Source organism: Haloarcula sp. R1-2, assembly GCF_011627385.1.
Classification (GTDB): domain Archaea; phylum Halobacteriota; class Halobacteria; order Halobacteriales; family Haloarculaceae; genus Haloarcula; species Haloarcula marismortui.
Genome location: NZ_JAANTG010000006.1, coordinates 129,693 through 151,432, shown reverse-complemented (window position 1 = coordinate 151,432; position 21,740 = coordinate 129,693). Strand labels below are relative to the sequence as shown.

Below are 21,740 nucleotides of genomic sequence, written 5' to 3'. Positions count from 1 at the left end.
GCACGTGCCGGGTAGCCACGCCACACGGGGTAAGAGCTGAACGCATCTAAGCTCGAAACCCACTTGGAAAAGAGACACCGCCGAGGTCCCGCGTACAAGACGCGGTCGATAGACTTGGGGTGTGCGCGTCGAGGTAACGAGACGTTAAGCCCACGAGCACTAACAGACCAAAGCCATCATTCATACGCACTGTGACTCATTCACCGACGATTTACTCGTCGCTGAACGAGTCCAGGCGCAAACTGGATCGCACGTAATCACACGGTGGAAAAGTTGATCGAGACTGGTACTATCGCGGTTCGATTCCGTGACTCGACGTTAGGCGGCCACAGCGGTGGGGGTGCCTCCCGTACCCATCCCGAACACGGAAGATAAGCCCACCAGCGTTCCGGGGAGTACTGGAGTGCGCGAGCCTCTGGGAAACGCGGTTCGCCGCCACCATTCATACCTTTCATAGCCCACTCAGGAGAGATATCTCTCCCGAGTGGGCTTTCCGTATTTAAACAGAGCCGAACCACTCAGTAAATGACCGGTTCTCGCACTCTGTGGAATACGGCTTCAATCGGTGAGATCAGACGTGCGACTAGCGATCGTGATCGAGTCGTTGAGTCACAGCCTAGGCGTTTGCAGGCAACGGTCCGGATCTTGTTGCATGACTCGTCGAATCTCGGATCAACGAACAGGATGGCTCCCGTGTTGTCAAAATATCGAATGATAGCATCCAGAACAGTCTATCTAGTTCGATTACTGTCAGCAGCAGTTATACTAGTGGATGAGAATGTGCGAGATACACCCTGTTTCGAGTGTAAGCCAGCCGTCTGTTACGATTAATCGAGTTCTCCGTATCCGTCTCCTCTCATGAGCTCTGCAACGGCCTCTACGTTGTCGAACGCTGCAAGAAGCGCATACTCACGGGCGTCCGTCTTCGCAATGTCGTCCGTTCCGAGTTCCGAAGCAAGCTGGCTCCGAAACTCCGCTTCTCGCGAAACGACTTTATCGCGAGCGAAGAGTTCGAGACGGTTGTCTCGTTCGTCCCCGACGTTACTCCGACGGACGAAGTACGGATACTGGTGAGCACTCGTTTGGTGTGGTTCGGCATCGTTGGCCGTGGGAGTGCTCGTCGTACTCTCTTCGTTGTGACTATTGGCCCCTTTCGTTTCAGAGAAGTCCCGGCTGTCATCTACCTCCTCAGGGGTGGCTTCCTTGGGTTCCCGATCGTCCGCCTCCTCGTCTGCGATGTCATCGATTTCCTCACCGGCTTCCGCTGGCTCGTCGTCTGCTTCTTCCTGATCATCTCCGAAGCTGAGGTTACCTGATCCTGATTTGAATGAATCGCCCCCCATTAGTCAGCCACCTCCGGCTTAGCGGTGAGGTCAAACTGCATCGTCTCGGTTCCATAGTCGTCGATATCTAAGACCAGTTTGTCATCAACGTCGACATCGAACGTCTCAGTCGCAATGAACCCCGCCAGTTGCCAAAGTTTATCGAGAGTCTCGAGTTCACGGTCGGGCACTCGCCGCTCTCCCTTTTTTGAGACCATCTCCTCGTCCTCTTCGTAGGTCTTCCACCGCTCCTCTACTACTTTGAACGCGGAGCCACGGGCTTCCCACATGGCGTCCATCAAACTCTCGCGTGACCCGATCGACACTGGCGTTGCGAAGGCGTCCGTATTTTCGAACTGATCGCGATACTGCCTGTGGGCGTTTGTCTGGCCGACTCCGGATGGAACCACGCACGAAAGCCCGATTTCGATGTCCAACGCAGTCCCCATGTTCCCGACCATCTCTTCGAGACCATCAAGACTGAGACTTCCCTTTCCAGCTGGCTTGACAGGTGCCACCAATGTCCGAAGCGCGTAGATGGCATTGTAGAGCAGGTCTTCAGCGCGTGCGTTAGGGTCGATGAGGACCGCGTCGTATTCTTCGTTCAACTGCTCTTGCTCCCAGAGAAGATTGTAGAGAAGTTCAAAGCGGGGATACTCGTCTCGAGAAATTCCCTTCATGCCCGTTTCGTAGGAAATCTTCTGCTCAAGATTGGAAGTGAAATCGCCCAGCATATCGTGACTTGGAATAATATCAACACCCTCTTCAGAGGTCTCGATGAGGTTGTCGAAGTCCCCGTCTGGCATTTCAAGAATGTGCTTTACGAGATTGTCAGCTTCCGAGTCTCCACGGTTCTTACCGACGTCGAAGAGTGAGGTGAGGTTGCCCGTTTGTGGGTCCAAATCGATCACGAGGACATCAAGTCCCATCCGTTTGAACCCAACCGCGAGATTTGCTGTCATGGTCGTTTTGTATGTCCCCCCAGACTCAGCGTAGACGACGGTCGTTATCATACGCTTCCTCATTTGAACTTCTGTTAGATATATCTGTGTCAGACATTCGTGACTGCTGCCTGTACCAGTTGTCTGTATCTATTATCTGTAATTGCATCTCTACCGCAAGACAGAGATCGGATTGCGCCTGATCTGGAACGTTAATCTGTAGCAATTATCTGTAATAGATGTCCGTACTAAGCGCCTGTAACGGCTGTATGGAACAGATGTTCGGTACAGATAATCGTCTGGAGTTTCTTTAGATAGCAAGTCGCATTGATGCCAGAACAGCAATTTGTTACAGACAGCAATTACAGCTCTTTGTCTGTAATTGGTTTGGGCTAAACGTCTACACTAGTTAATGAGGGCGAGTGCCCCGCCCCACCGTGGGCGGGGGTGAAGCCCAGCAGCCACGCCGCAGCTTTTAGCAGATAATCACACAACACAACAGGTATGGAGCAGACCCTTTTCCTCACCTTCCAACTCACTGTTGAAGAGGGCGAGGAGCTGCTTGAACCCACCCTCCTCAAAGCCCGTCGCCTCCGAAACGAAATCATCTGTCTCCACTACCAAGGATAGAGTTAGGGCGAAATCAAAGACGCCGTGGTCGGGAAAGCCGGCCTCATCAACAACACCTGCCAGCAAATCATCGACAAAGCCCAACAGGAACTCACGAACTACGACGAGGGCGATGACGAGGACTGGGGCGCACCCAACCCCTACATCCACGAACCCTATCCAATGCGGATGAACCACCGCGAAGGCTACCGCATCACCGAAACCGACGATAACACGCACCGCTTCCCCATCTCAGCGAAACCATACCACCACGCCAAAGGCAAGTTGAAGGGCAGTCCTGACCACCACAATCTTCTCACGACTGCTCTCAACAACTCCGCGTGGCGTGTCGGTACCGCGGAACTCCTCCACCATCGTGGCGACTGACAGTTCCACATCACCGTCACCAACACAGACGCCAATGTCCACACACCAGCGAATCCAATACGTGGCCGGCGTGGACATCAACGAGAACCGCGTCGCACTCGCCGCGATGAACTGGGAAAGCGGCAACGTACAGGACTCGCTCGTTCTCGAATACCTGGACGTGAAGCGTCGACGGCATGAGTGCTTCACGAAGCGCAGGTGGATACAAGAGGCAGGTCAGACCGCGTTCAAGACGGTCGTGGGACAGGAGAAACGAGACTCTGTTCACGACCAGCTCCACAAGACGTCGCGTGACGTCGTTAGGTGGGTCTCGCAGTTCGAGAATCAGGCCATCGTCTTTGGAGACCCCAAAGACATGCGAGACTCGATTAACTACGGGACCCGGATGAACCGCCACCTGCACTCGGTGCCGTTCGCCAAGCTTCGAGATCTGATCACGTACAAGGTGGCTCGTGACGGTGTGCCGTCGGATGACATGGATCCGGAGTACACGAGTCAGCGGTGTCCTCGCACCGCGTGTTTATACACGGAGCGTGGGAACAGGCGGGAGAAGCGGTTCAAATGCCGAGACCGTGGGTTTCAGAACCTGATCCAGAATCCTGTCACAGATAATTACTACAGACGAGTATTACAGACAAAATTTACTTTGAAGCAGGCAAAGATAATAGTGGCCGCAGGCGGGGGGAGTGGCGTGCAACGCACCGTTTGGGGTCGTCATCTACGACGACAGGTTCTAGCCCCGGACCAATCGATGCGTTTGGGGTGGAGTAGGGAGCGATTGAGCGGGGCCAGTACCTAACTAATCAGCATCTGGTTGGTATCGAAAAGTTTTGTGACTCGGGGTTACAATCTCTCTATCTGCCATTACGTCGCATTTTCTCCGCAAGGTGTGAATGCAACCACTCTCCACTCGCCGGCAGCACTCTCAAAGACGCTCGCAACCGATGGTGTTCCGTGGTTGTCAGCGACAGGTTCGTTCTGTAGGTCGCGCTCCGACACTAAATTGATGCCACAGAACGAGCACCCGTCTGCTTCAAGTTGCTAGAGCAGGAGCTTTCGGCTCTGGTCGGTTTTGAGTTCGGCCAGCAATACATCGGCGCTACTCACACAACTTTCTGCCAGGCTGGGCTCGCTTCGAGTTCTTGAAGCGCCGAGCGGAGCTCTGACTGAATTGCCCCATAATACCGCTTTCGGCCAACTGGTGTCTGGATACGGATAATGGCGGTCTCACTTGTCACCTCAAACAGCGATAGCGACCACTGTCCAGCTTGATAGGACCATTTGCCGAGCTCCACCGTTTGCTCATCTTGAATAGAGCGTGTGCCCAATTCCCAGCTCTGCCGTGTCAAATGAGGTAAATGGAATGGAACAACATCAGGAAGCGTGGCAGCACGGCCGGTCTCACATCGATTGTTATCTACTGCCATAACACGAAATCTAGAATCGATCAGTAAAAACGTGTCTACTTCCCCGGCTGGAAGCGCCGACTGAGGTTCCCCTACGACGAGCCCTCGGAGGAAGGTATTTGTCGACGTTCAGACACGTGGGCTGAGTTTGAGGGCACGCTCGACTTTGTGGACAGACACGAACTCCGAGACGCTGGCCTAAGGGACATTCCAAAACAGGAGTACCACGCGGGACCCCTGAAAATTGCGATGGAATACCCCCGGCTTACAAAACTCGTCACGGAAGACCAGAAGTCGTGAAATAACGCGTATTGGGGCGAGTGGATCAGCCGACAGTCGCTGTTTATCGCTTCGCATTGGGATCGAGCCAGTAGTAGACCACCGTCATTGTGAGTCCGAGCATCATTGCGTCGGAGCCGAGTGGCCTCCCGATGGCTACGCCAATCCCAAACAGTATCGACGCCGTCATGGCTCCTGTGAGGAGTGCGTATTCAGCGCGCGAACGGTTGCGGAGCCACTGGTCGAGACGGTTGTAGAGGTCGTTCATTGCTCTGTTGCATCCCGCTGATAGCTGGTGAGTACTGTCGGCAACACGACGCCAAAGCCAACGAGAACGGCCCAAGATACCCACGTGGCGACACTGCCCAGTGAGACGTACCAGAGCAGCATTGCGACGACAATGAATGGGAGGGTGGTTTTCGTCTGTCTGGAGACCATGACTTAGAGTTGTTGGATAGAAAGTGTAAGTCCACCGCTCCCGCAACCAGGCTGTTACTCGACCGACTCCAACCCAGCTATTGTGCAGTGCTGTGTTGTGTCGCTGGAAACGGCGCAAAGTTGCCCATACCATCCTATAGCCGGCCGACACTGCCGGGGTTGACGGCGAGTCCGTCACCGAAGGGCTCGGCGTATTGGATACTTCTAGACGGTCCCCTTCGGGAACTGGCCGTCCCAGAACTTCTCTGTAGTAAGGGTGTTATAGAACTGTTCACACACCATCTCCAAGACTCCTGAATCACTCAGCGCAGAGCAAAATTCTATCAGTTCGTGTAACAAACATTTGCTTGAAACGCAGCTCACGGCACTAATGCTTGGATTAGAACGCGGGACAGTCAAACTCGTCCCGCATCAAGAGGAGTGGAAACACCGCTATGAAAACGAAGTTGCACACCTGAAAGTCGTTGCAGGTGAGCGACTGCTCGATTTCGAACACATCGGTAGTACCGCAATCGAAGGAGTGCCAGCGAAACCGATAATTGACATACTCGCTGTTGTCGAAGACTTGGAAGCTGTGGGAGACCTGATTCCGGCTTTTGAAGAGAACGGGTATGAATACCGAGCCGATGACGACGTACGCGGCCGGCTATTCTTCGCCAAAGGACCACGCACGAACCGGACGCACTACCTTTCACTCGCGGAACGGGATAGTGACTTTTATCACGAAAAAATCGCCTTCAGAGAGTATCTTATAGCCCATCCAGAGGTTGCCGAACAATATGCGTCGATAAAGCGGGCACTAGCGGAGAAGTACCCGGAAACGAGAGAGAAATACACTGCTGAAAAAAGTGATTTCATCCGGGACGTACTTGACCGTGCAATGAGGACGTAGCTCATATTGAGCGGGTATTTTACGTAGCTTCTGGTGGAACTGCCCCGAGAACTATGGCTCTTCGGCGAGCGGCGCAAGGTCGTCTACGACCATCCTGATGAGCGAGACCGGGACACAGAACCCGAGGACTTCGCGCCAGCATTCCTTGCGGCTGGAGACGCTCCCGTTCCGGGCCATGCACAGGGATTCGTTGCGGATACTGGTCAGCATTCTTGGAGTCTCCCATCCACTTGGACAGTAAGGCCTTCTTCACGAGCGTAGTCTGCGACGATCTTGAACGGGAGACCGAACGAATCAACGGTTGCCTCATGTGGGATTGGCCAGTCATCGCTGTAGGCGACATAGGAGTTGGTGGCAAGCCTGTACTCTCGACCGGCTTCGATAGGCTGCCCGTTGACGGCAACCCCCAGTAGCCGTCCAGCCTCGGTGTCGTACTCAACAGTCATTCCGCTGATGTCGCCGTGCCAGAGCCGTCCGTCCTCGCGGTGGGGACGGAAGGCAGCCTGCAAGAGGGTTCGTAGTTGTTCACCCGAGACATGGAGGACGTCTACCCTGCCGCCGAATGGGTTTACGCTGGCCACCTCGCCAGCGGTGACCTCGCCGGACAGGGGGCGACCCGTTCGGAGACCGCCATTGTGGACAAAGCTGACGTCGGTATCAGCCGCCCAGCGATAGGCGTCGGCCACGAGGTTGCCAACACGACTCTCGCCGCAGGTTCGCTGGTCAAGGTCCCGATGGATCGGGTCGTCGACAGTGGCAACAGTCTCCAGCAGACCAACATCGTCCAGCTGTTCGCGGGTCGTGTCAGCCAGGGACTCGTCGATAGGTCCCTCGGCTGTCGAATGACGGGTGGCAATCGGCGAGCGATTCCCGTTGAAGAGTTCGACTTCCCAGACCACCTGTCCGTTCGCTCCGGGACGGACGACCAGTGTTCCGTCGACAACCTCGTGGCGTTCCCTGTGGACGTGGCCGCCAAGGACCGCGTCAACGCCGTCAACGGCCGCAACGTCGGTCTCTAAGTCGCTCCGCAAGTGTGCGAGAACGACGAACTGGTCGACACTGTGACCGAGTTCGCTGACCGCTGTCCGCACGCTCTCGACAGGACTGGTCACGGTCAGCTCTGACGCGCCGGTGGGTGCAATTTGGGGAGTCGCAGGATCGATTACGCCGACGAATCCGACTCGCTGGTCATCTCGATGCAGGACTGTCGTTCCGTCTAACCCAGCGAAGGGAACGCCACGCCCGCCCTCCCTCTCCCCTTCAAAAACGTTCGCGACGATCCACTTCTGTGGACTCTCTGAAACCACGTCCAGAATGGGAGCAGTCCCGAAGTCGAAATCGTGGTTCCCTACCGTCCCGATGTCGGTACTCACTGCCCGGAAAAACGGTATCACTTGACGCCCTTCGCAGTAATGGGCGAGGACACCCGGTGCAGTGTTGTCGCCGGTGCCAGCGACTACTGCGTCCTCCCCGCGGATCGACTGGATGGTTCCGGCAAGCCGACCCATTCGCACAGGGTCGTCACAGGCGTTCTCAATGTCAGAGTAGTGGAGCAACCGGACCGACATCGCTCAAAGCTGATTCCAGCGGGGCATAAAAGTGTATTTCGCTTGTGATATATTAGCCCAGGGCTCCCGCTCTGGCCCCCTCTGTGAAACCGCCTCTATTGCTGGGCGAGATACGCTTTCGAAAAATAGCCTTGACTGGCGCGTCCACCACCTGTTCCGATCCGAGTTCTTTAGCTCGATTGTTCGGCCAGCGTTTTGAGTTCCACCAGCCGCGGCAGTTCCGTGACGCCGCTAACTACGACCAGAACCGACAGCGTGTTCCGGTCGGGTGTCGGCATATCGCCGCTCCGCACCTCGGGTGACTGGAGTTCCTCCGTGAGCCATCGTCGCCCGTCGGTAACAGCATCCCGAATCAACCACGCGGGCGGCCCGGCAAACACAGCCAGGGCTCTATCAGCTGAATCCAGCTCGCACTGGGCCGTCAGTTTACCACGCACCGCTCTGCGAAGTGTCGTCTCGACGGCGTTGTACGCCTCGATTTCGTCGACATCGTCTGCGTTGTCACCGAGAAAGCGGTTCTTGAGTTGGTCTATGACCGTTCCGTCACCGCTGCCAGCACCCGTTTGCAGATCCTGACTGGCGTAGCCAAGCGTTGTGAAACCCGCGTCTGAGAGGGTATTGATTATTTCGCTGGCGTCGACGACACTCTGGCCGACAGCGTCGGGTGCCGTCGCCTCACCTGCTGCGAATAGCGCCCCCAGCCGCGCCACAACGGTCTCGTTCAGCGTCTCGGAGGCCGACTCGACCGTCTGTCCACTCCCGAGCCACGCTTCGTTGTCGAACAGTATTTGCCCGTCGACGGTCGATTCCAGCGCCCGGAGTGCCTGCATCGTGTTCGCGGCTGCGTCGTCGTCCCTGCCGGCGGGTAACACCGACAGACAGTAGACTGGAATCGAGTAAACCTCTCTGAGTGCATCAGCGATGTGGGCCGTGGCGCCGCTCCCCGTCCCGCCTGCAAGCCCGGCCACGAGGACGACGGCGTCGATATCGCTTGTCACCAGTTCGTCTATCGCCCGGCGAACTTCGAGCCGTTCGTCTTCGATGGCGGCGGTGCCGCTCGTTCGGTCCCCGTTCGTTCCGGTCCCATTTGTTTCGGAGAGTCCGAAGGCATACCGCCGGTCGGCCGGGAGTGCGTCGAGTTCGTCGAGCGCTTCGGTGTCCGTGTCGACGGCACAGGCTGCGCCGAGATACGTTGTTTCGCGGCGTTCATTGTCCTGCCATAGCCGCTCAACGATCCGGCCCCCAGCACCACCGATTCCGACTGCCGCGACTCGCATACGTCGAGTTTGGTGTAGACTGACATTAATAGTCCGACTCGGCATGACGCCCCACTGGCACTTCGTGGCATGATGAATTACAGCGGAATAGCGTCTGATTTGCACTGGCGCTTCCCAAAGCTGGTGTCCGGGAAGATACTGTCGCGTGTCGGAGGAACAGAGGCCTTTCATACGGCAAGCGCTGAGAGGGGCCGTGTCTCAGGACTTCGCCAACGAACCATCTGATACCCTCTCTGTTACTATCTCCGGCGGGTCGATGGGTGGCCTGTTTACCGGCATCGCGCTCGACAGTGCAGGTCACGACGTGACTATCGCTGAGCAATCGGCCGGCGACCTCCGAAGTCGCGGCGGCGGCATCGTCGCCCAGCAGTCAATCCGCCAGTTCCTCTCGCGCCACGACATCGTCGACCCGGCGAACATAACCACCCGAGCCAGTGAGCGGCGCTTTCTGACCGCTGACGGCGATGTGCGAACGTCGACGCCGGATTCAATGGTGTTCACCTCCTGGGACGCCGTCTATCGTCAGCTGCGAGCGGCGTTCCCAGACGACCGGTACCACACCGGCCAGACTGTCACGGGTGTCAGGGCCACAGACGGCACGGTTACATTTTCCGACGGGGACCGGACCACCGCCGATCTGGTCGTCGCTGCCGACGGCGGGCAGTCTACAGCCCGTGCGCAACTGTTTCCCGACGCCGACCCGGAGTTTGCCGACTACGTCGCTTGGCGTGGTGTCGTCTCAGAGGCGGAGCTCTCGGACGCAGTCATCGACGCGTTCGACGGCCGGTTCACGTTTTATCAGGGGGAACAGATGCTCATCCTCGCGTACTTCATCCCCGGCGAAGACGGTAACACCGCCCCGGGAGACCGCCGTCTCAACTGGGTCTGGTACGACACACTCTCCGGGCGAGAGCGTGAGACCATCTTCACCGACACAACAGGCACGAGCCAGCAGTTCAGCGTGTCGCCGGGACAGCTCCGAGACCCAGTTGAAAGTCACCAGCGCGAGCGGGCCGCCGAGACACTGCCGCCCGTGTTTACCGACCTCGTTGCAACAACAGCAGCCCCCTTCGTGCAGGCAATTTACGACCTGCAAAGCCCCCAGATGACAGTCGACAGAGTCTGTCTGCTTGGAGATGCGGCGTTCGTCGCCCGTCCGCACACTGCCGCTGGCACTTCGAAGGCGGCGAGTGATGCCGTTGAACTCAAAGCCGCTCTCGACCGCCACAGTTCCCTTGGAGGCGCACTGGCGTCCTGGGATGATGCCCGAACCGACTACGGAGCGCGTCTCGTTGCCCAGGGTAAGCGAATGGGTGACGAACGGTTGTCCCTCGGGAGTTGAGGGACTACCGTTCTGTACGGGTTTTCTCGGGCAGATGCTTGGTACTGATTCTTAGACGCTGGCACTGTCTTCCCGCGTTGTAAGAATTGAGGGGGTGTTACTTGCCTGCTGCTTCGCTAGTCAGCATATGACACTCGTTGTGCCGTTCGACGGCTCCGAACTGGCCGAGGTAGCACTCGTCCGGGCGGCGGAGTTCGGCACCGTCTTCGAAGAGGATGTGCTGGCCGTCAGTGTCATCCGGAACGGGAATGTCAAATACGCACGGGAACACGACTGGATCGGGCCAAACGAAGACTTCGATCTGGAGACGGTCGTCACCTCACTGCACGAACAGGTGATGGACCTGTGTCCGAGTTCGGATTTCCGCCATACAGTCGTGGATCGATACGCGCCGGCCGGGGCTGTAGCGAAAGCCATCCGCAAGCTGGCCAAGAGAGAAGACGCCTCAATGGTATTCATCGGAAGCGAAAACGCCGGGCACCTCGTTACAAGCATCAGCAGCGTTGGCGGGTCGATTGCCTCGGACGACGCCTACGATGTCGACATCGTTCGACATCGTAACCCGTCCAAGATCGCCAAGCTCAGGAACACGTCCCCGCACAGACAACCGAAATCCGACTTCTATCTCCCGGAATAGGTAACGTCGGTTGTTCAAGCAAGCCAAGTGGTACGAACGGGCACGGCGACTTTCTGGAGCAGTGGTAGCGAGGCATCTATCTGGTCACAGCTTCGGGAAGCATCTGAACGACTTGGTGATGGGCACCCGAACCATCCGGTCACAACCGATGTGAGCGAGATGTGAATCGTCTAAAAGAGAAGCACTACCCGTGACACAGCCAGAGAGGGTGTCACTCTGGGACTGTTTCGGTGTTCCCGTAAACGAGTGGGCATAATTGCGACAGTCTCGCTGACAGTTGACCGGACAATTCGCCGCTTCTGATAGCGCGTGCGTGCTGCACAGAAATCACAGAATCGACAGACAGCAAGCAGATATCACAACCGTTTTTATTACCAACTGTATACTGGTCGGTTGGGTTCTGGTCCTCGCTCCATTTCCCCTTGAATCCAATCCAGATCATCGATTGGCCCGAGTCCAGAACCTGTCGTCGTGGATGACGACTTTGAATGGTGCGTGCATGCCACTCCCCCCGGCTGCCCACCATTTCTTTGCTGACCTGCAGTGAGGAGCTGGTGGTTCTCGTGACACTTGTGCGGCTATTCGGCTGCCGCCATGCCGTGGCTCTCCAGCAGCGAAGCGGCTACAGTGCGACTTGGGCATGACGGCGTGGCTCTGGAATGCGTGTATACATTAGAATCAATCGTATACATAGTAGTGCAAGTGCCAGGGTCGGACGGGATATTCAATTCGGGAATCTAGCCTGCTCCAGTGAATCAGGGGCACTGCCAAAATCAAAACCACCGACTTGGACCCGTACTCGTAAGTTCTGGTTTGATCACTGCATAGCCTATCTGACCATGCTTCGCCCGGAGTCAGCGTGGTCAATTTTTCGGCGGCGAAAGCAACGAGCGGACTGTAGCAGACTGCTCTGGTATTCGGGCCCAGACAACAGGTCGATGTCCTATGCATCTATCCAGAAGGACCCATCTCGCGAAACTGTCTCTGGCGAGAAGAGGTCTGTCAAAACGGAGAAGGGGAAAACCAGGTTGGCAGACACTGGCGTTGGCCCCACTGGCTATATATACTCCAAACACATAAGTCTTTTGACAATAGTTCTATAATATTATCTAAACAGATATCAGAATAATAGGCGATGCGAGCTGCGATCGCCTACATTACTTTCTTGCGCAGATAGGCCGAGATACCTTCACTGATGAGCACAAGGCCCAGAATCGAGATGAGGATCGTCAGGACTGCTTCCCAGTTGAAGTAGTTGATCTCAGTCTGCAGCGGGACGCCGATACCGCCTGCACCGACGAACCCGATGATCGTTGACGCTCTGACGTTGATGTCCCATCGAAGCGTCGCGACGCTGATGAACGCCGGCTTGATCTGTGGAACGATACTGTAGATGAGTACATCAACGGGCGATGCCCCAGCTGCAGTGACCGCCTCAACAGACCCGCGGTCGATCTCTTCGATGGCTTCCGCGATTAGCTTTGCAGTGAACCCGATAGATCTGATCGAAATCGCCAGCACGCCAGCGAGGGCCCCCGGGCCGAAGATGACCACGAAGATCAGTGCCCAGATGATGACGTTCACCGAACGGGTAAACGAGATGATGAACTTACCCAGCAGGTACGCCGGCTTGTTGGGTGTCGTGTTGCTGGCACCGAGGAACGCGACCGGAATCGCCATCACGATGGCCAGTGCCGTGCCGAGGATCGAGATATTGATCGTCTCAAGCAGCGGCCCGACAATCTTTCGCGAGTATCCGACATTGGGCGGATACATCCGACCGAAGAGGTCAGCCAGCTCACGCGGGGCAGTCACGGCGTAGCCGTAATTCACTTCCATGGCGCGCCAGGCTGCGACCAGAATGACGAGGCCAGCCAGCAGCCCGAAGAACCGGAGTAAGCGCTCACGGCGATCGAACCGACTCCAAGAGTCAGTGCTGTTTGACATTATTGGATCCGCCTCCGGGCGAGAGCGCTGACACCTTCACCGACCATGACGATCGCGACGATGACAGCGATAATCGCCATGCTGAACTGGTAATCGTACTTATCGAAGGAGTTCAGCAGCGTGATCCCGATACCACCGGCTCCGACAATTCCGACGACAGTGCTGTGACGGAGATTGATGTCGAGCCGGTAAATCGACAGCCCGACGATCCGGGGCATCACCTGCGGGAGGACGCCGTAGAGATACGTCTGGACGGGCGTCCCACCGGCGGCAGTGATTGCCTCCATCTGCCCACGGTCGATATCTTCGATCTCCTCTGCGAGGAGTTTCGCGAAGAATCCGATCGTTTTGAACGCAAGTGCAAGGACACCAGCGAGTGGACCGAACCCGACCGCTTTGACCATGATGATCGCAACAATGAGCTCGTGGAGCGAGCGCGTGACGGCAACGATGCTGCGACCGACATAGTAGACTGGCTTCGGCGAGAGGTTATTCGAAGCCATAATCGCGACCGGCACGCTGACGATGATGCCGATTGTCGTGGCGACAATCGTCATCACGATGCTCTCGACGATGCCCTGAATGAGGAGTTCCCGTTGCGACGGAGTGTATGCCGGTGGTAGCATACTCGTGATGAGTTCGACACCGGCTCCGATCCCGCGAACAAATCGGCTGGGGGAAATCCGAAGGTTCCAGAAGCTATACGCGAAGAACAACAAGATAAGCCCGTAGATGAGATACTTGACTTTCTTGTTGTAGAAGACTGTGGGCCGCTCCCAAGATCCTTCAACGGTCGATCCAGATTCAGCAGCCATATTGATTAGTCACCTCGTTCGGCAATGACGTCATCAGCGTCAGTGCTGTTACCAGCACTCGGCTCTTCACGGTCCGCAATTGATTCACCGCCGCGATAGATCTCGTCTCTGGCTGCCTGATCTAGGTCGTCAGGTGGGCCGTTAAAGACGATTTCACCGTCACTGAGGCCGATTATCCGGTCCGCGTAGTCGACCGCTAGATCGACTTCGTGGATGTTGATGATGATCGGGATATCGTCTTCGTGGGCGATGTCCGTCAAGAGGCTCATGACCTCTCGGGAGGTGTCAGGGTCCAGCGCGCTCGTCGGCTCGTCAGCGAGCAGGATTTTCGGCCGCTGAATGACGGCACGGGCGATACCAACGCGCTGTCGCTGGCCGCCGGAAAGTTCATCTGCACGGTTGTTCTCGACACCCTCCAGATTCACCCGGCTGAGAATCTCGCGTGCGCGCCTGATGTCCTCCGGAGGGAAGTTCCGCCGGAACGCGTTCCACGTACTGAGATAGCCCAGGCGACCGGAGAGGATGTTCTCCATGACCGTCAGGCGCTCTACGAGATTGAACTCCTGGAAGATCATGCCCATATCGCGACGGACATCGCGAAGGGCTGATTTCTCCAGCCCGGTCACCTCTGTATCGTCAAGCGAGATGCGCCCGCCAGTTGGCTCGGTCAGCCTGTTGATGCTACGAACGAGCGTGCTTTTTCCGGCCCCGCTTGGCCCGATAATCGCAACGATCTCGTTACCACTGACTTCGAATGAGACACCTTTGAGTGCTCGATCACCGGAGTCGTACGTTTTTTCCAAATTATCTACAGTGAGCATTATTTGGGTCTCTTCTTAGCCTTCGATGTTGTCGATCTGGTACGTGATATCGTTGTTCTCCTGAATCTGGAGGATGATATCGTAGGTCGTAGCGTAATCAATCTCCGTCCACGTTCCGCGACCACCGAACACCTCCGCGATTTTGGTGTCCGAGTAGTCGTAGTCGATGAACGCCGCCCTGATACCCTCCTGAAGTTCCGGCTTCAGGTTGTAGCGGTAACAGAAACTCGTCGTGGGGAACGGATTGCTGGCCCACACGACTTTGAGGTTCGTCGGGTCGATGTTGTCTGCTTCTGCAACGCGCGTGACACAGGTGCTACAAACGGGGGCAGCGTCGTAGTCGTCGTTTGCAACGCCCAGAATGCTCTGTTCGTGGCCGCCGGAATAACTCACCTCGTAGTCTTCGCCCGGAGTGACGCCCTGGTTCGAGAACAGCGCACGCGGGGCGAGGTTCCCGGAGTTGGACGAGGGCTCGGCATGTGCGACGCGCTTGCCTTCGAGGTCCGCCAGTGAGGAGATATCGTCGTTATCTGCCTGCGTAGCCAGCCACAGCCGATAGCCGAAGTCACCTGCCTTCGAAATCTGGAGCGAGAACGGGACAGCACCGGCCAGGTTCACAGCAAAGGGCGTCGGCCCAGTAGAGAACCCGGCGACGTGGAGGCGTTCGGACCGCATCGCCTCGACCTGGGACGCGTACGAGTTGAGGGGGAAGTATTTGACGGACTTCCCGGTCTCTTCAGCGATGTTGTCCATCAGCGGCTGCATCGTATCTCGATAGACCGCTGGGTCTTCCGTCGGCGTCATCGCAAACGCAATACGGTCCGGGTCAATGAGATCGTCTTCATTATCGGGAGTACTCTGAACGGGGTCACCGTAGCGAGGCTTCTCGCGTTCCTCCATGTTCTTCAGGTCCTGTAGAGACCCTGTCTCGAACCCGGCCTCGATGAGCGTCTGCATCAACTGCGGGAACTCCGGATTCGACGGATCGAACTCGGGGTAATCGTTACTCTGTCCGGACCCACCGTCACCGCTACTGGACCCGTCACTACCGTCTCCGCCGGATGTTTCGGTGCTCTGACTGCTCTCCTGAGAACAGCCTGCAACGCCTGCTGCGAGCGCAGTAGCGCCGATTTTTAACACAGATCGTCGGTCAACTGGGTTCTGTTTCATTGTCGACGCAGACATATGCGAAATCTGGGTTAAAAAGTATTTATGTTTAAATCTGACAAAACTATAATTACCTCGTATCGGGTTTTAGGCTCTCTTCATATAGAATTTAGAATAAGCATCAGAATTCAATATATGACAGGCTCTATATACTAGCCGGTAATCGAGGGGGATTTTCCGGTCTCCGCAGGGGCCATGGCGATATTCAAGCTAGCCTCAAGGCCAACACCTATTACCCATCAGTATATTTGTCTCCATATAGAACATAGTAGTATATAGACTATATAAAAATGACGGAACCACCGTTTGTAAGATAAGATGACTGTAATGAGTGCAATCGCGAATACGGCTGTTTTCGGAGGTATAGAGGGGATAACTGTCGATACTGAGATACTACACCTTTTTATTGCAGGTGCACTGGGTATGCTGCTTGGGCTTGAACGAGAGTGGGCAAACAAGTCAGCAGGAATCCGCACGTTTACGCTGACCAGTCTGGTCGGCGCTGCCGCAATGTCTCTCAACGAGACGATACTACTTGCTTCGGGAGGGGCACTGGTACTCGTACAGGGCGGATTACTCGGAATCCGGGGCATAGTCGCACAGTGGACCGGCGACGATGGTGAGCTAGATTCTGGCCTGTCCCTGACAACATCGACTTCACTCCTTGTCGCGTACGCGGTCGGGATTCTGGTTGGAGCCAACCACGTCCTTATCGGCGTCATTATTGGCATCACGTCGTCATTCCTGCTCGTCCTTCGAAGGGAGTTACACGAGTTTGCGAACCAGCTATCGCGAGAGGAAGTACGCAGCGCCGGTGAGTTTGCGATTATTTCGTTTGTCGTGTATCCGCTCTTGCCCGGCGGAACGTACGGGCCATGGGATGCGATTGATCCGAAACTGGTCTGGATGCTCGTGATCGCAGTCAGCGGGATCGGGTTTGTGAACTATATCGTGATGCAGCGATACGGCAGTAAAGGGATCGCTGTCACCGGCTTCTTCGGCGGCTTGGTGAACTCAACTGCAGTGATCGGCGAAATCGCGGGCCGGGCAAAGAACAACACTGGGATCACAGAGCTCGCGGTGGGAACGATACTGATCGCTGATGCGGCGATGGCGGTCCGTAATTTAGCGATCATCGTTGCGTTCGTCCCCGAGTCGGCAGTCAGTGTTGGACTACCACTCGGCCTGATCGCTATCAGTGGCGTCGGACTCGCATATTACGATAGCGACTGGGAGGGTGATCTGGAACTGGATTTTGACTCGCCGTTTAGCAGCGCGAACGCGCTAAAATTCGGCGTGCTCTTCCTTGCCGTCTTGATTCTCACTGCTGGCGCACAGCGCATATTCGGAACAGCCGGATTCCTGATTACGAGCTTCCTCAGTGGCATCGTCTCGAGCGGCACGACGACAACGACTGCAGTGACGCTGACGTCGACAGGACAGATATCGCCGACAGTCGCGGCACAGGGTGTGCTGGCCGGGACGCTCTCCAGTATCCTCGTGAAAATCGGGTTTGCAACGAGTATCAACCGTTCACTGCTGTCACCGGTCGTACGAAAATCGCTCTACTTGTCCCTCATCGGGATCGGTGGCGTGGTCATCAGCGTCCAATTAGTATGAACGGGCAAAGCTATCGGCGTGTTTCGAGGGTTGTCGCGGTCCCTACAGCCAAGAAAGCGCCTGTGATCTCGGCAGCAGCGGCTGCTACGGAAGCGTCACGGTTTGAGACGGAGGATTCTAGATGACATACACAAGTGCAATTATCGACCTCGACGGTACGGTATATCGTGGTGATTCGTTAGTTGAAAACGCCGCCGAAGGCGTACAGACGGTGCGTGAAGCGGGGCTTTCGACGCTATTTGTTACTAACAAGCCGATTGACCGGCGAGAGAAGTATTGTGAGAAGCTGAACGCGCTGGGCATTGATTGCAGCAGTGATGACATAATCACGTCTGCCACTGCAGCAGCGGATTATCTATCCGCGCAGTATCCGGAGCGCAAAATCTATGTTATCGGCGAGGACGCCTTGGTTGCGGAATTGCGCGCCGCTGGGTTGGACACGACAACCGACCCAGAGCGAGCAGGCACCGTGATCGCGTCACTTGATTTCGGTTTTGATTACCAGACGCTACAGGATGCGCTAATTGCACTCACTGAGAACAACGCGGTTTTCGTTGCCACCAATCCGGACCGGACGTGTCCTGTAGAGGGGGGTGAGATACCCGATGCGGCAGGGATGATCGGAGCGATAGAGGGAGTGACTGGGCAGGAATTGGACCAGTTGATCGGTAAACCGTCCAACGTAATCCTGCAGATGGCTCTGGAACGGGTCGGTGGAGAGCCGGACCGCTGTCTTATGATCGGTGACCGGCTTGGGACAGACATCAGGATGGGAAACCAAGCTGGAATGGAGACGGTACTGCCACTAACTGGCGTTACGAGTCCGGCGGACTTAGCGGAAAGTGACGTGATTGCTGACCACGTTGTGACCGACCTGTCAGAGCTGGCAGCGATCGTAGAAAACGGATAATAGGGCCGGGCGGGAACGAGGGGCGGTAACCCGTTCCCACTGCGCCGCTGCATCAAATATCAGTCGAGCACGCCGGGGTAGTCAGCGATGATGCCGTCAACACCGGCCTCGACCAGTTTCTCCGCCTGATGCCATGTCGTTATCGTGTACGGGATTACTTTCCGACCTTCCTCGTGAGCGGTCTCGACCAGATCGATCTCAGCGAAACCTGGGTCTTCGAGGTAATAATCCTCGTTGAAGAAGGGGGTGTTCATAATCATGTTGTACGGCGGCTGGATGTACTCTGCGTCCAGGTCACGGACAACAGCAAGGCCCTCTTCGATTGAATCCCAGAGCAAGTACGCTATCGGAATATCGGGGTCTGAGTTTTGGACAGACTGCAGCGCAGCCTTTTGGAACGACTGGACAATAAAGTCGTTCTCGTGAGTGGAGAGGACATCAAGTGCCTGTTCGGTAAACGGGTCCCAGGTCTCGACAGCGGATGCTGACGCGTCATCATCGGGCGAGACACCTGCAGCTTTCCACTCAATGTTGAGCGGGATGCTATCCGGAGTGGCTTCGACGAACTCGTCTAATCGGGGTATCGTCTGACCGCTGTCACGGATTTCGGCGTTCAGCACAGTCTCTACATCGTTCTCCCAGACGTATCCGGATTCATCTGTCAGGTTATCCAGCTTATCGTCGTGGAAAACGACGATTTCGAAGTCTTCGCCCTTCCAGGGCTTACCGCCCGCAGGAACGAGGTCACACTCCATCATATCGGTGTCGTACCCCTGACTGCGACGCCCACCGTACGCTGCCTGTTGGACGGCAGCAATGGTGTTTTGAGGATACAGACCGCGGTAGCCGCGGTGTGCAGCCAGAATCGGTGTGGTAGCGATAGGCGGCTCGGTACTGTCGTGGTCGTTTTCCCTGGCAGCCCCAGTTCCAACGATGGACCCCAGAGCGGCGGCAGACGTACTCTTCAGCACAGTTCGACGGCATATGTCTGGTATTCGAACCATTTCGTGGGCCATTACCTACACAATCTATATATAACTATTGATTGGTAATATTGGTATATACCGTTTTGTTTACCTGAGTTTATTTACGCTGTAGAGAGCCAGCAATGGCTGCAGAACGGGAGTATATATTGGTATATAGTATAAATATTAGTAGAAGGGGTGCTGTAGTTATGTTGAAACGACAGGTAGCGCCCGAAATAGCCGGAAGTGTCGGTGTTTGGCTTTCTCGCCAGCAACGACTCTGCGATAGGGCTCCCCTGTTATCAGGTGAGCCGAGTGTCTGGCTCGGGTTTACAGCCGTGAATTCAGATGGTGCTATCGATAGCGACGGCCTGTTCGGACGGTTGTGCCGCCGCTGCGTGATAGATGGCGTTGCCCGTCTGTGGATCGAACAGGTGGAGTCGCTCAGCATCAAGCGTCAACGCGACTTGGTCTCCCGGCTCGACGGCGGTTCGAGGCTCTGCGTGCAGCTTGAACGCCTGATCGCCAGTCCGACACTCCAGCAAGAGGCTATCACCGAGCGGTTCGGTAACCGTTATCTCAGCGGTAAACGAACTTCGGTCGGCCGAATCAGCTAACGACAGGCTCTCGGGCCGAATGCCCAGCAGTGCCTGTCCTCCGGCTGCTGTTTCCAGTCCGTCACCCTCGGGTAGCGGTACGCGAAACGTCGGACCGACGGCCTCGTATTCGCTTCCGTCATGGATGATATCCACAGAGAGCATATTCATCGCGGGGTCGCCGATGAACTCCGCGACAAACCGGGTCTCTGGATAGTCATACAGCCGCTGTGGACTGTCGACCTGCTGGATGCGGCCGTCGTTCATCACGACCACCCGATCACCAAGCGTCATCGCCTCCGTCTGGTCGTGAGTAACGTAGATAGTGGTGGTGCCAAATTCGCTGTGGAGTTTCGCCAGCTCAGCCCGCATTTTGATGCGGAGTTTGGCATCAAGGTTCGACAGCGGCTCGTCCATGAGGAACACCTCTGGGTCCCGGACCAGTGCCCGACCGAGTGCGACTCGCTGTCGTTCGCCGCCGGATAACTCACCGGGCGTCCGGTCGAGGAGGTCCTCGATGTCAAGCACCGCTGCGGCTTCCGCCACTTGGCGGTCGATTTCCTCGTCACTGAAGTCGCCGGCGGACTTCATCCCGAACGTGATGTTCCGGCGCGCGGTCATGTGAGGGTACAGCGCGTAGTTCTGGAACACCATCGCAACGTCCCGGTCTTTTGGTTCAACCCCGGTGACGTCCTGATTGCCCATCTGAATCGTGCCGTCAGTGGCCTGCTCTAGCCCGGCGATCAGCCGGAGCGTGGTGCTTTTGCCACAGCCACTCGGCCCGACCACGGTCACGAACGCTCCGTCCGGGATCTGGAGGTCGATATTTTTCACAGCGACGACACCATCGAATTCCTTTCGTACGTCCTGTAAGGTTACGTCAGTCATAATTTTCTCTCATTTTTGTTGAATCGTGAACGTCTCCAGCAGCTGTCGTCGGAACAGCACTAGCAGCGCCAGCGGTGGCAACAGGGTCAGCATCGACCCGGTCATCACCATGGACCAGGCCACTTCACCGGTGCTGGCCTGACCGCGAAGCAGACTCAGCCCGACCTGTGCGACCTGCAGGCTTTCAGCGTTGATGATCACCAGCGGCCAGAGGTACTGGTTCCACGTGTAGACGAACATGATCACCGACACGCCCACGAGAACGGCGCGGGACATCGGAACCAGTACCGACCACAGAAACCGCAGCGGCCCGACACCGTCGACCTTTGCCGTCTCAACGAGCGAGGCTGGAATCGACAAGAAGTGCTGGCGCAGGATGAACACGGTCGTCGCGCTGGCCAGATACGGGACCGTGATCGCGAAGAAGGTGTTACTCATGCCGAGCTCTGTCGTCAGGCGATACAGCGGCACAAACCTGACCGGGACCGGGAGCAAGAGAGTAAAGAGGATAAACAGGAACACGGCGTTCTTGTACGGGAACCTGTAGTAGACGATCACCAGCGCGGCCAGCAGCGACACGACCAGTTTCCCGACGACGACGGCAACAGACATCAGGAACGAATTGAGCATAAATCGCCAGAATTCGAGGCCAATGAGCGCACGCCGGTAGTTCGACAGCGCGTGGCCGCCGGGAGCCAGATCGCCGATAGACGTAACGATACCCGCCCGCTTCGTGGAGACGAGTGCCGCGATCAACACTGGCAGTATGATCAGGAACACGATTGTCGCTGCAAGCACGTGCAGCGTGAGCTGCTCCGTCTCGAATCGCCGAATGCGTTCACTGGTAGTTCGTCCCGCAGACCGGGAGCGCTCAGCAGCGGCGGTCAACGCAGTAAGGAGTGAGCCGAGCATT

Annotated in this window: 23 protein-coding genes and 2 rRNA genes; 10 read left to right on the top strand and 15 right to left on the bottom strand. The window is 56.5% G+C overall.

Annotation, left to right across the window (positions count from 1 at the left end; translation table 11 throughout):
* A 23S ribosomal RNA gene (locus G9C82_RS20660) occupies positions 1-183 on the top strand; the annotation flags it as partial.
* A 135-nt stretch (positions 184-318) separates the two neighbouring features.
* Positions 319-441: ribosomal RNA gene (rrf, locus tag G9C82_RS19490) — 5S ribosomal RNA — on the top strand.
* Between the two features lie 386 nt (positions 442-827).
* Here the strand turns inward: rrf and G9C82_RS19485 are convergent.
* Both G9C82_RS19485 and G9C82_RS19480 read right to left on the bottom strand, forming a co-directional pair.
* Positions 828-1,343 (bottom strand): hypothetical protein, encoded by a 516-nt coding sequence (locus G9C82_RS19485; protein WP_127015085.1) that lies wholly within the window; start codon positions 1,341-1,343, stop codon positions 828-830.
* Complete coding sequence (locus G9C82_RS19480) at positions 1,343-2,335, bottom strand: ParA family protein (protein ID WP_127015084.1); 993 nt, start codon at positions 2,333-2,335, stop codon at positions 1,343-1,345. Before G9C82_RS19480 ends, G9C82_RS19485 begins: the two co-directional genes overlap by 1 nt.
* 432 nt (positions 2,336-2,767) lie before the next feature.
* Here G9C82_RS19480 and G9C82_RS20975 point away from each other — a divergent pair, with 432 nt between their 5' ends.
* Genes G9C82_RS20975 through G9C82_RS19470 form a run of 3 tightly spaced genes read left to right on the top strand, consistent with a single transcriptional unit; the run spans position 2,768 to position 4,058 of the window.
* A complete protein-coding gene (locus G9C82_RS20975; RefSeq protein WP_011224872.1) occupies positions 2,768-2,893 on the top strand; it encodes a hypothetical protein in 126 nt (41 codons plus the stop codon).
* Between the two features lie 24 nt (positions 2,894-2,917).
* Positions 2,918-3,259, top strand: coding sequence for a hypothetical protein (locus tag G9C82_RS19475; RefSeq protein WP_049944533.1), 342 nt, complete (start codon positions 2,918-2,920; stop codon positions 3,257-3,259).
* 34 nt (positions 3,260-3,293) lie between these two features.
* Positions 3,294-4,058, top strand: coding sequence for an IS200/IS605 family accessory protein TnpB-related protein (locus G9C82_RS19470; RefSeq protein ID WP_127015083.1), 765 nt, complete (start codon positions 3,294-3,296; stop codon positions 4,056-4,058).
* 304 nt (positions 4,059-4,362) lie between these two features.
* Here G9C82_RS19470 and G9C82_RS19465 read toward each other — a convergent pair whose 3' ends face one another.
* The 3 genes from G9C82_RS19465 to G9C82_RS19455 all read right to left on the bottom strand — a co-directional run bounded on the left by G9C82_RS19465 (position 4,363) and on the right by G9C82_RS19455 (position 5,382).
* Positions 4,363-4,686 carry a hypothetical protein gene (locus G9C82_RS19465; RefSeq protein WP_011224875.1) on the bottom strand — a complete coding sequence of 108 codons (324 nt, stop codon included), beginning with the start codon at positions 4,684-4,686 and terminating at the stop codon, positions 4,363-4,365.
* Positions 4,687-5,008: 322 nt separating this feature from the next.
* Positions 5,009-5,212 (bottom strand): hypothetical protein, encoded by a 204-nt coding sequence (locus G9C82_RS19460; protein WP_004966658.1) that lies wholly within the window; start codon positions 5,210-5,212, stop codon positions 5,009-5,011.
* Positions 5,209-5,382, bottom strand: coding sequence for a hypothetical protein (locus G9C82_RS19455; RefSeq protein ID WP_011224876.1), 174 nt, complete (start codon positions 5,380-5,382; stop codon positions 5,209-5,211). The genes G9C82_RS19460 and G9C82_RS19455 overlap by 4 nt, the downstream gene beginning before the upstream one ends.
* Before the next feature lie 370 nt (positions 5,383-5,752).
* Here G9C82_RS19455 and G9C82_RS19450 point away from each other — a divergent pair, with 370 nt between their 5' ends.
* Positions 5,753-6,274 carry a GrpB family protein gene (locus G9C82_RS19450; RefSeq protein ID WP_127015082.1) on the top strand — a complete coding sequence of 174 codons (522 nt, stop codon included), beginning with the start codon at positions 5,753-5,755 and terminating at the stop codon, positions 6,272-6,274.
* 51 nt (positions 6,275-6,325) lie between these two features.
* Here the strand turns inward: G9C82_RS19450 and G9C82_RS19445 are convergent, their stop codons facing one another.
* The 3 genes from G9C82_RS19445 to G9C82_RS19435 form a co-directional block, all read right to left on the bottom strand.
* The gene (locus G9C82_RS19445) at positions 6,326-6,484 is read right to left on the bottom strand and encodes a hypothetical protein (protein ID WP_164734796.1); all 159 of its coding nucleotides are present in this window, start codon (positions 6,482-6,484) and stop codon (positions 6,326-6,328) included.
* Entirely contained in the window at positions 6,478-7,842 is a 1,365-nt protein-coding gene (locus tag G9C82_RS19440) for a bifunctional UDP-sugar hydrolase/5'-nucleotidase (protein ID WP_127015081.1), read from the bottom strand. Before G9C82_RS19440 ends, G9C82_RS19445 begins: the two co-directional genes overlap by 7 nt.
* Positions 7,843-8,012: 170 nt before the next feature.
* The gene (locus G9C82_RS19435) at positions 8,013-9,119 is read right to left on the bottom strand and encodes a tubulin/FtsZ family protein (protein WP_127015080.1); all 1,107 of its coding nucleotides are present in this window, start codon (positions 9,117-9,119) and stop codon (positions 8,013-8,015) included.
* Between the two features lie 193 nt (positions 9,120-9,312).
* Here G9C82_RS19435 and G9C82_RS19430 point away from each other — a divergent pair, with 193 nt between their 5' ends.
* The gene (locus G9C82_RS19430) at positions 9,313-10,461 is read left to right on the top strand and encodes an FAD binding domain-containing protein (RefSeq protein WP_127015079.1); all 1,149 of its coding nucleotides are present in this window, start codon (positions 9,313-9,315) and stop codon (positions 10,459-10,461) included.
* Positions 10,462-10,588: 127 nt separating this feature from the next.
* On the top strand, positions 10,589-11,098 hold the full coding sequence (locus tag G9C82_RS19425) for a universal stress protein (RefSeq protein ID WP_127015078.1): 510 nt from the start codon (positions 10,589-10,591) through the stop codon (positions 11,096-11,098).
* Positions 11,099-12,250: 1,152 nt separating this feature from the next.
* On the opposite strand, the gene phnE (G9C82_RS19420) is transcribed toward G9C82_RS19425, so the two are convergent.
* The 4 genes from phnE (G9C82_RS19420) to phnD are packed head-to-tail and all read right to left on the bottom strand — an operon-like array spanning position 12,251 to position 15,866.
* Complete coding sequence (phnE, locus tag G9C82_RS19420) at positions 12,251-13,045, bottom strand: phosphonate ABC transporter, permease protein PhnE (RefSeq protein ID WP_004966651.1); 795 nt, start codon at positions 13,043-13,045, stop codon at positions 12,251-12,253.
* Complete coding sequence (gene phnE / locus G9C82_RS19415) at positions 13,045-13,860, bottom strand: phosphonate ABC transporter, permease protein PhnE (RefSeq protein ID WP_004966650.1); 816 nt, start codon at positions 13,858-13,860, stop codon at positions 13,045-13,047. The genes phnE (G9C82_RS19420) and phnE (G9C82_RS19415) overlap by 1 nt, the downstream gene beginning before the upstream one ends.
* Before the next feature lie 5 nt (positions 13,861-13,865).
* Positions 13,866-14,681: a phosphonate ABC transporter ATP-binding protein gene (phnC, locus tag G9C82_RS19410; protein ID WP_004966649.1), complete on the bottom strand. Its 816-nt coding sequence runs from the start codon at positions 14,679-14,681 to the stop codon at positions 13,866-13,868.
* Between the two features lie 15 nt (positions 14,682-14,696).
* A complete protein-coding gene (gene phnD, locus G9C82_RS19405; protein WP_004966648.1) occupies positions 14,697-15,866 on the bottom strand; it encodes a phosphate/phosphite/phosphonate ABC transporter substrate-binding protein in 1,170 nt (389 codons plus the stop codon).
* Positions 15,867-16,166: 300 nt separating this feature from the next.
* Here phnD and G9C82_RS19400 point away from each other — a divergent pair, with 300 nt between their 5' ends.
* Together G9C82_RS19400 and G9C82_RS19395 are read left to right on the top strand one after the other, a co-directional pair.
* Complete coding sequence (locus tag G9C82_RS19400) at positions 16,167-17,468, top strand: DUF4010 domain-containing protein (RefSeq protein ID WP_011224882.1); 1,302 nt, start codon at positions 16,167-16,169, stop codon at positions 17,466-17,468.
* A gap of 121 nt (positions 17,469-17,589) precedes the next feature.
* Positions 17,590-18,378, top strand: coding sequence for an HAD-IIA family hydrolase (locus G9C82_RS19395; protein ID WP_007187973.1), 789 nt, complete (start codon positions 17,590-17,592; stop codon positions 18,376-18,378).
* A 59-nt stretch (positions 18,379-18,437) separates the two neighbouring features.
* Here the strand turns inward: G9C82_RS19395 and G9C82_RS19390 are convergent, their stop codons facing one another.
* From G9C82_RS19390 to G9C82_RS19380, 3 genes are all read right to left on the bottom strand, one after another.
* A complete protein-coding gene (locus G9C82_RS19390) occupies positions 18,438-19,382 on the bottom strand; it encodes a glycerophosphodiester phosphodiesterase (RefSeq protein WP_240149986.1) in 945 nt (314 codons plus the stop codon).
* A gap of 305 nt (positions 19,383-19,687) precedes the next feature.
* Positions 19,688-20,827, bottom strand: a complete 1,140-nt coding sequence (locus G9C82_RS19385; RefSeq protein WP_127015077.1) for an ABC transporter ATP-binding protein — start codon at positions 20,825-20,827, stop codon at positions 19,688-19,690.
* A 9-nt stretch (positions 20,828-20,836) separates the two neighbouring features.
* Complete coding sequence (locus tag G9C82_RS19380) at positions 20,837-21,739, bottom strand: carbohydrate ABC transporter permease (protein WP_004966643.1); 903 nt, start codon at positions 21,737-21,739, stop codon at positions 20,837-20,839.
* Between the last annotated feature and the right edge of the window lies 1 nt (position 21,740).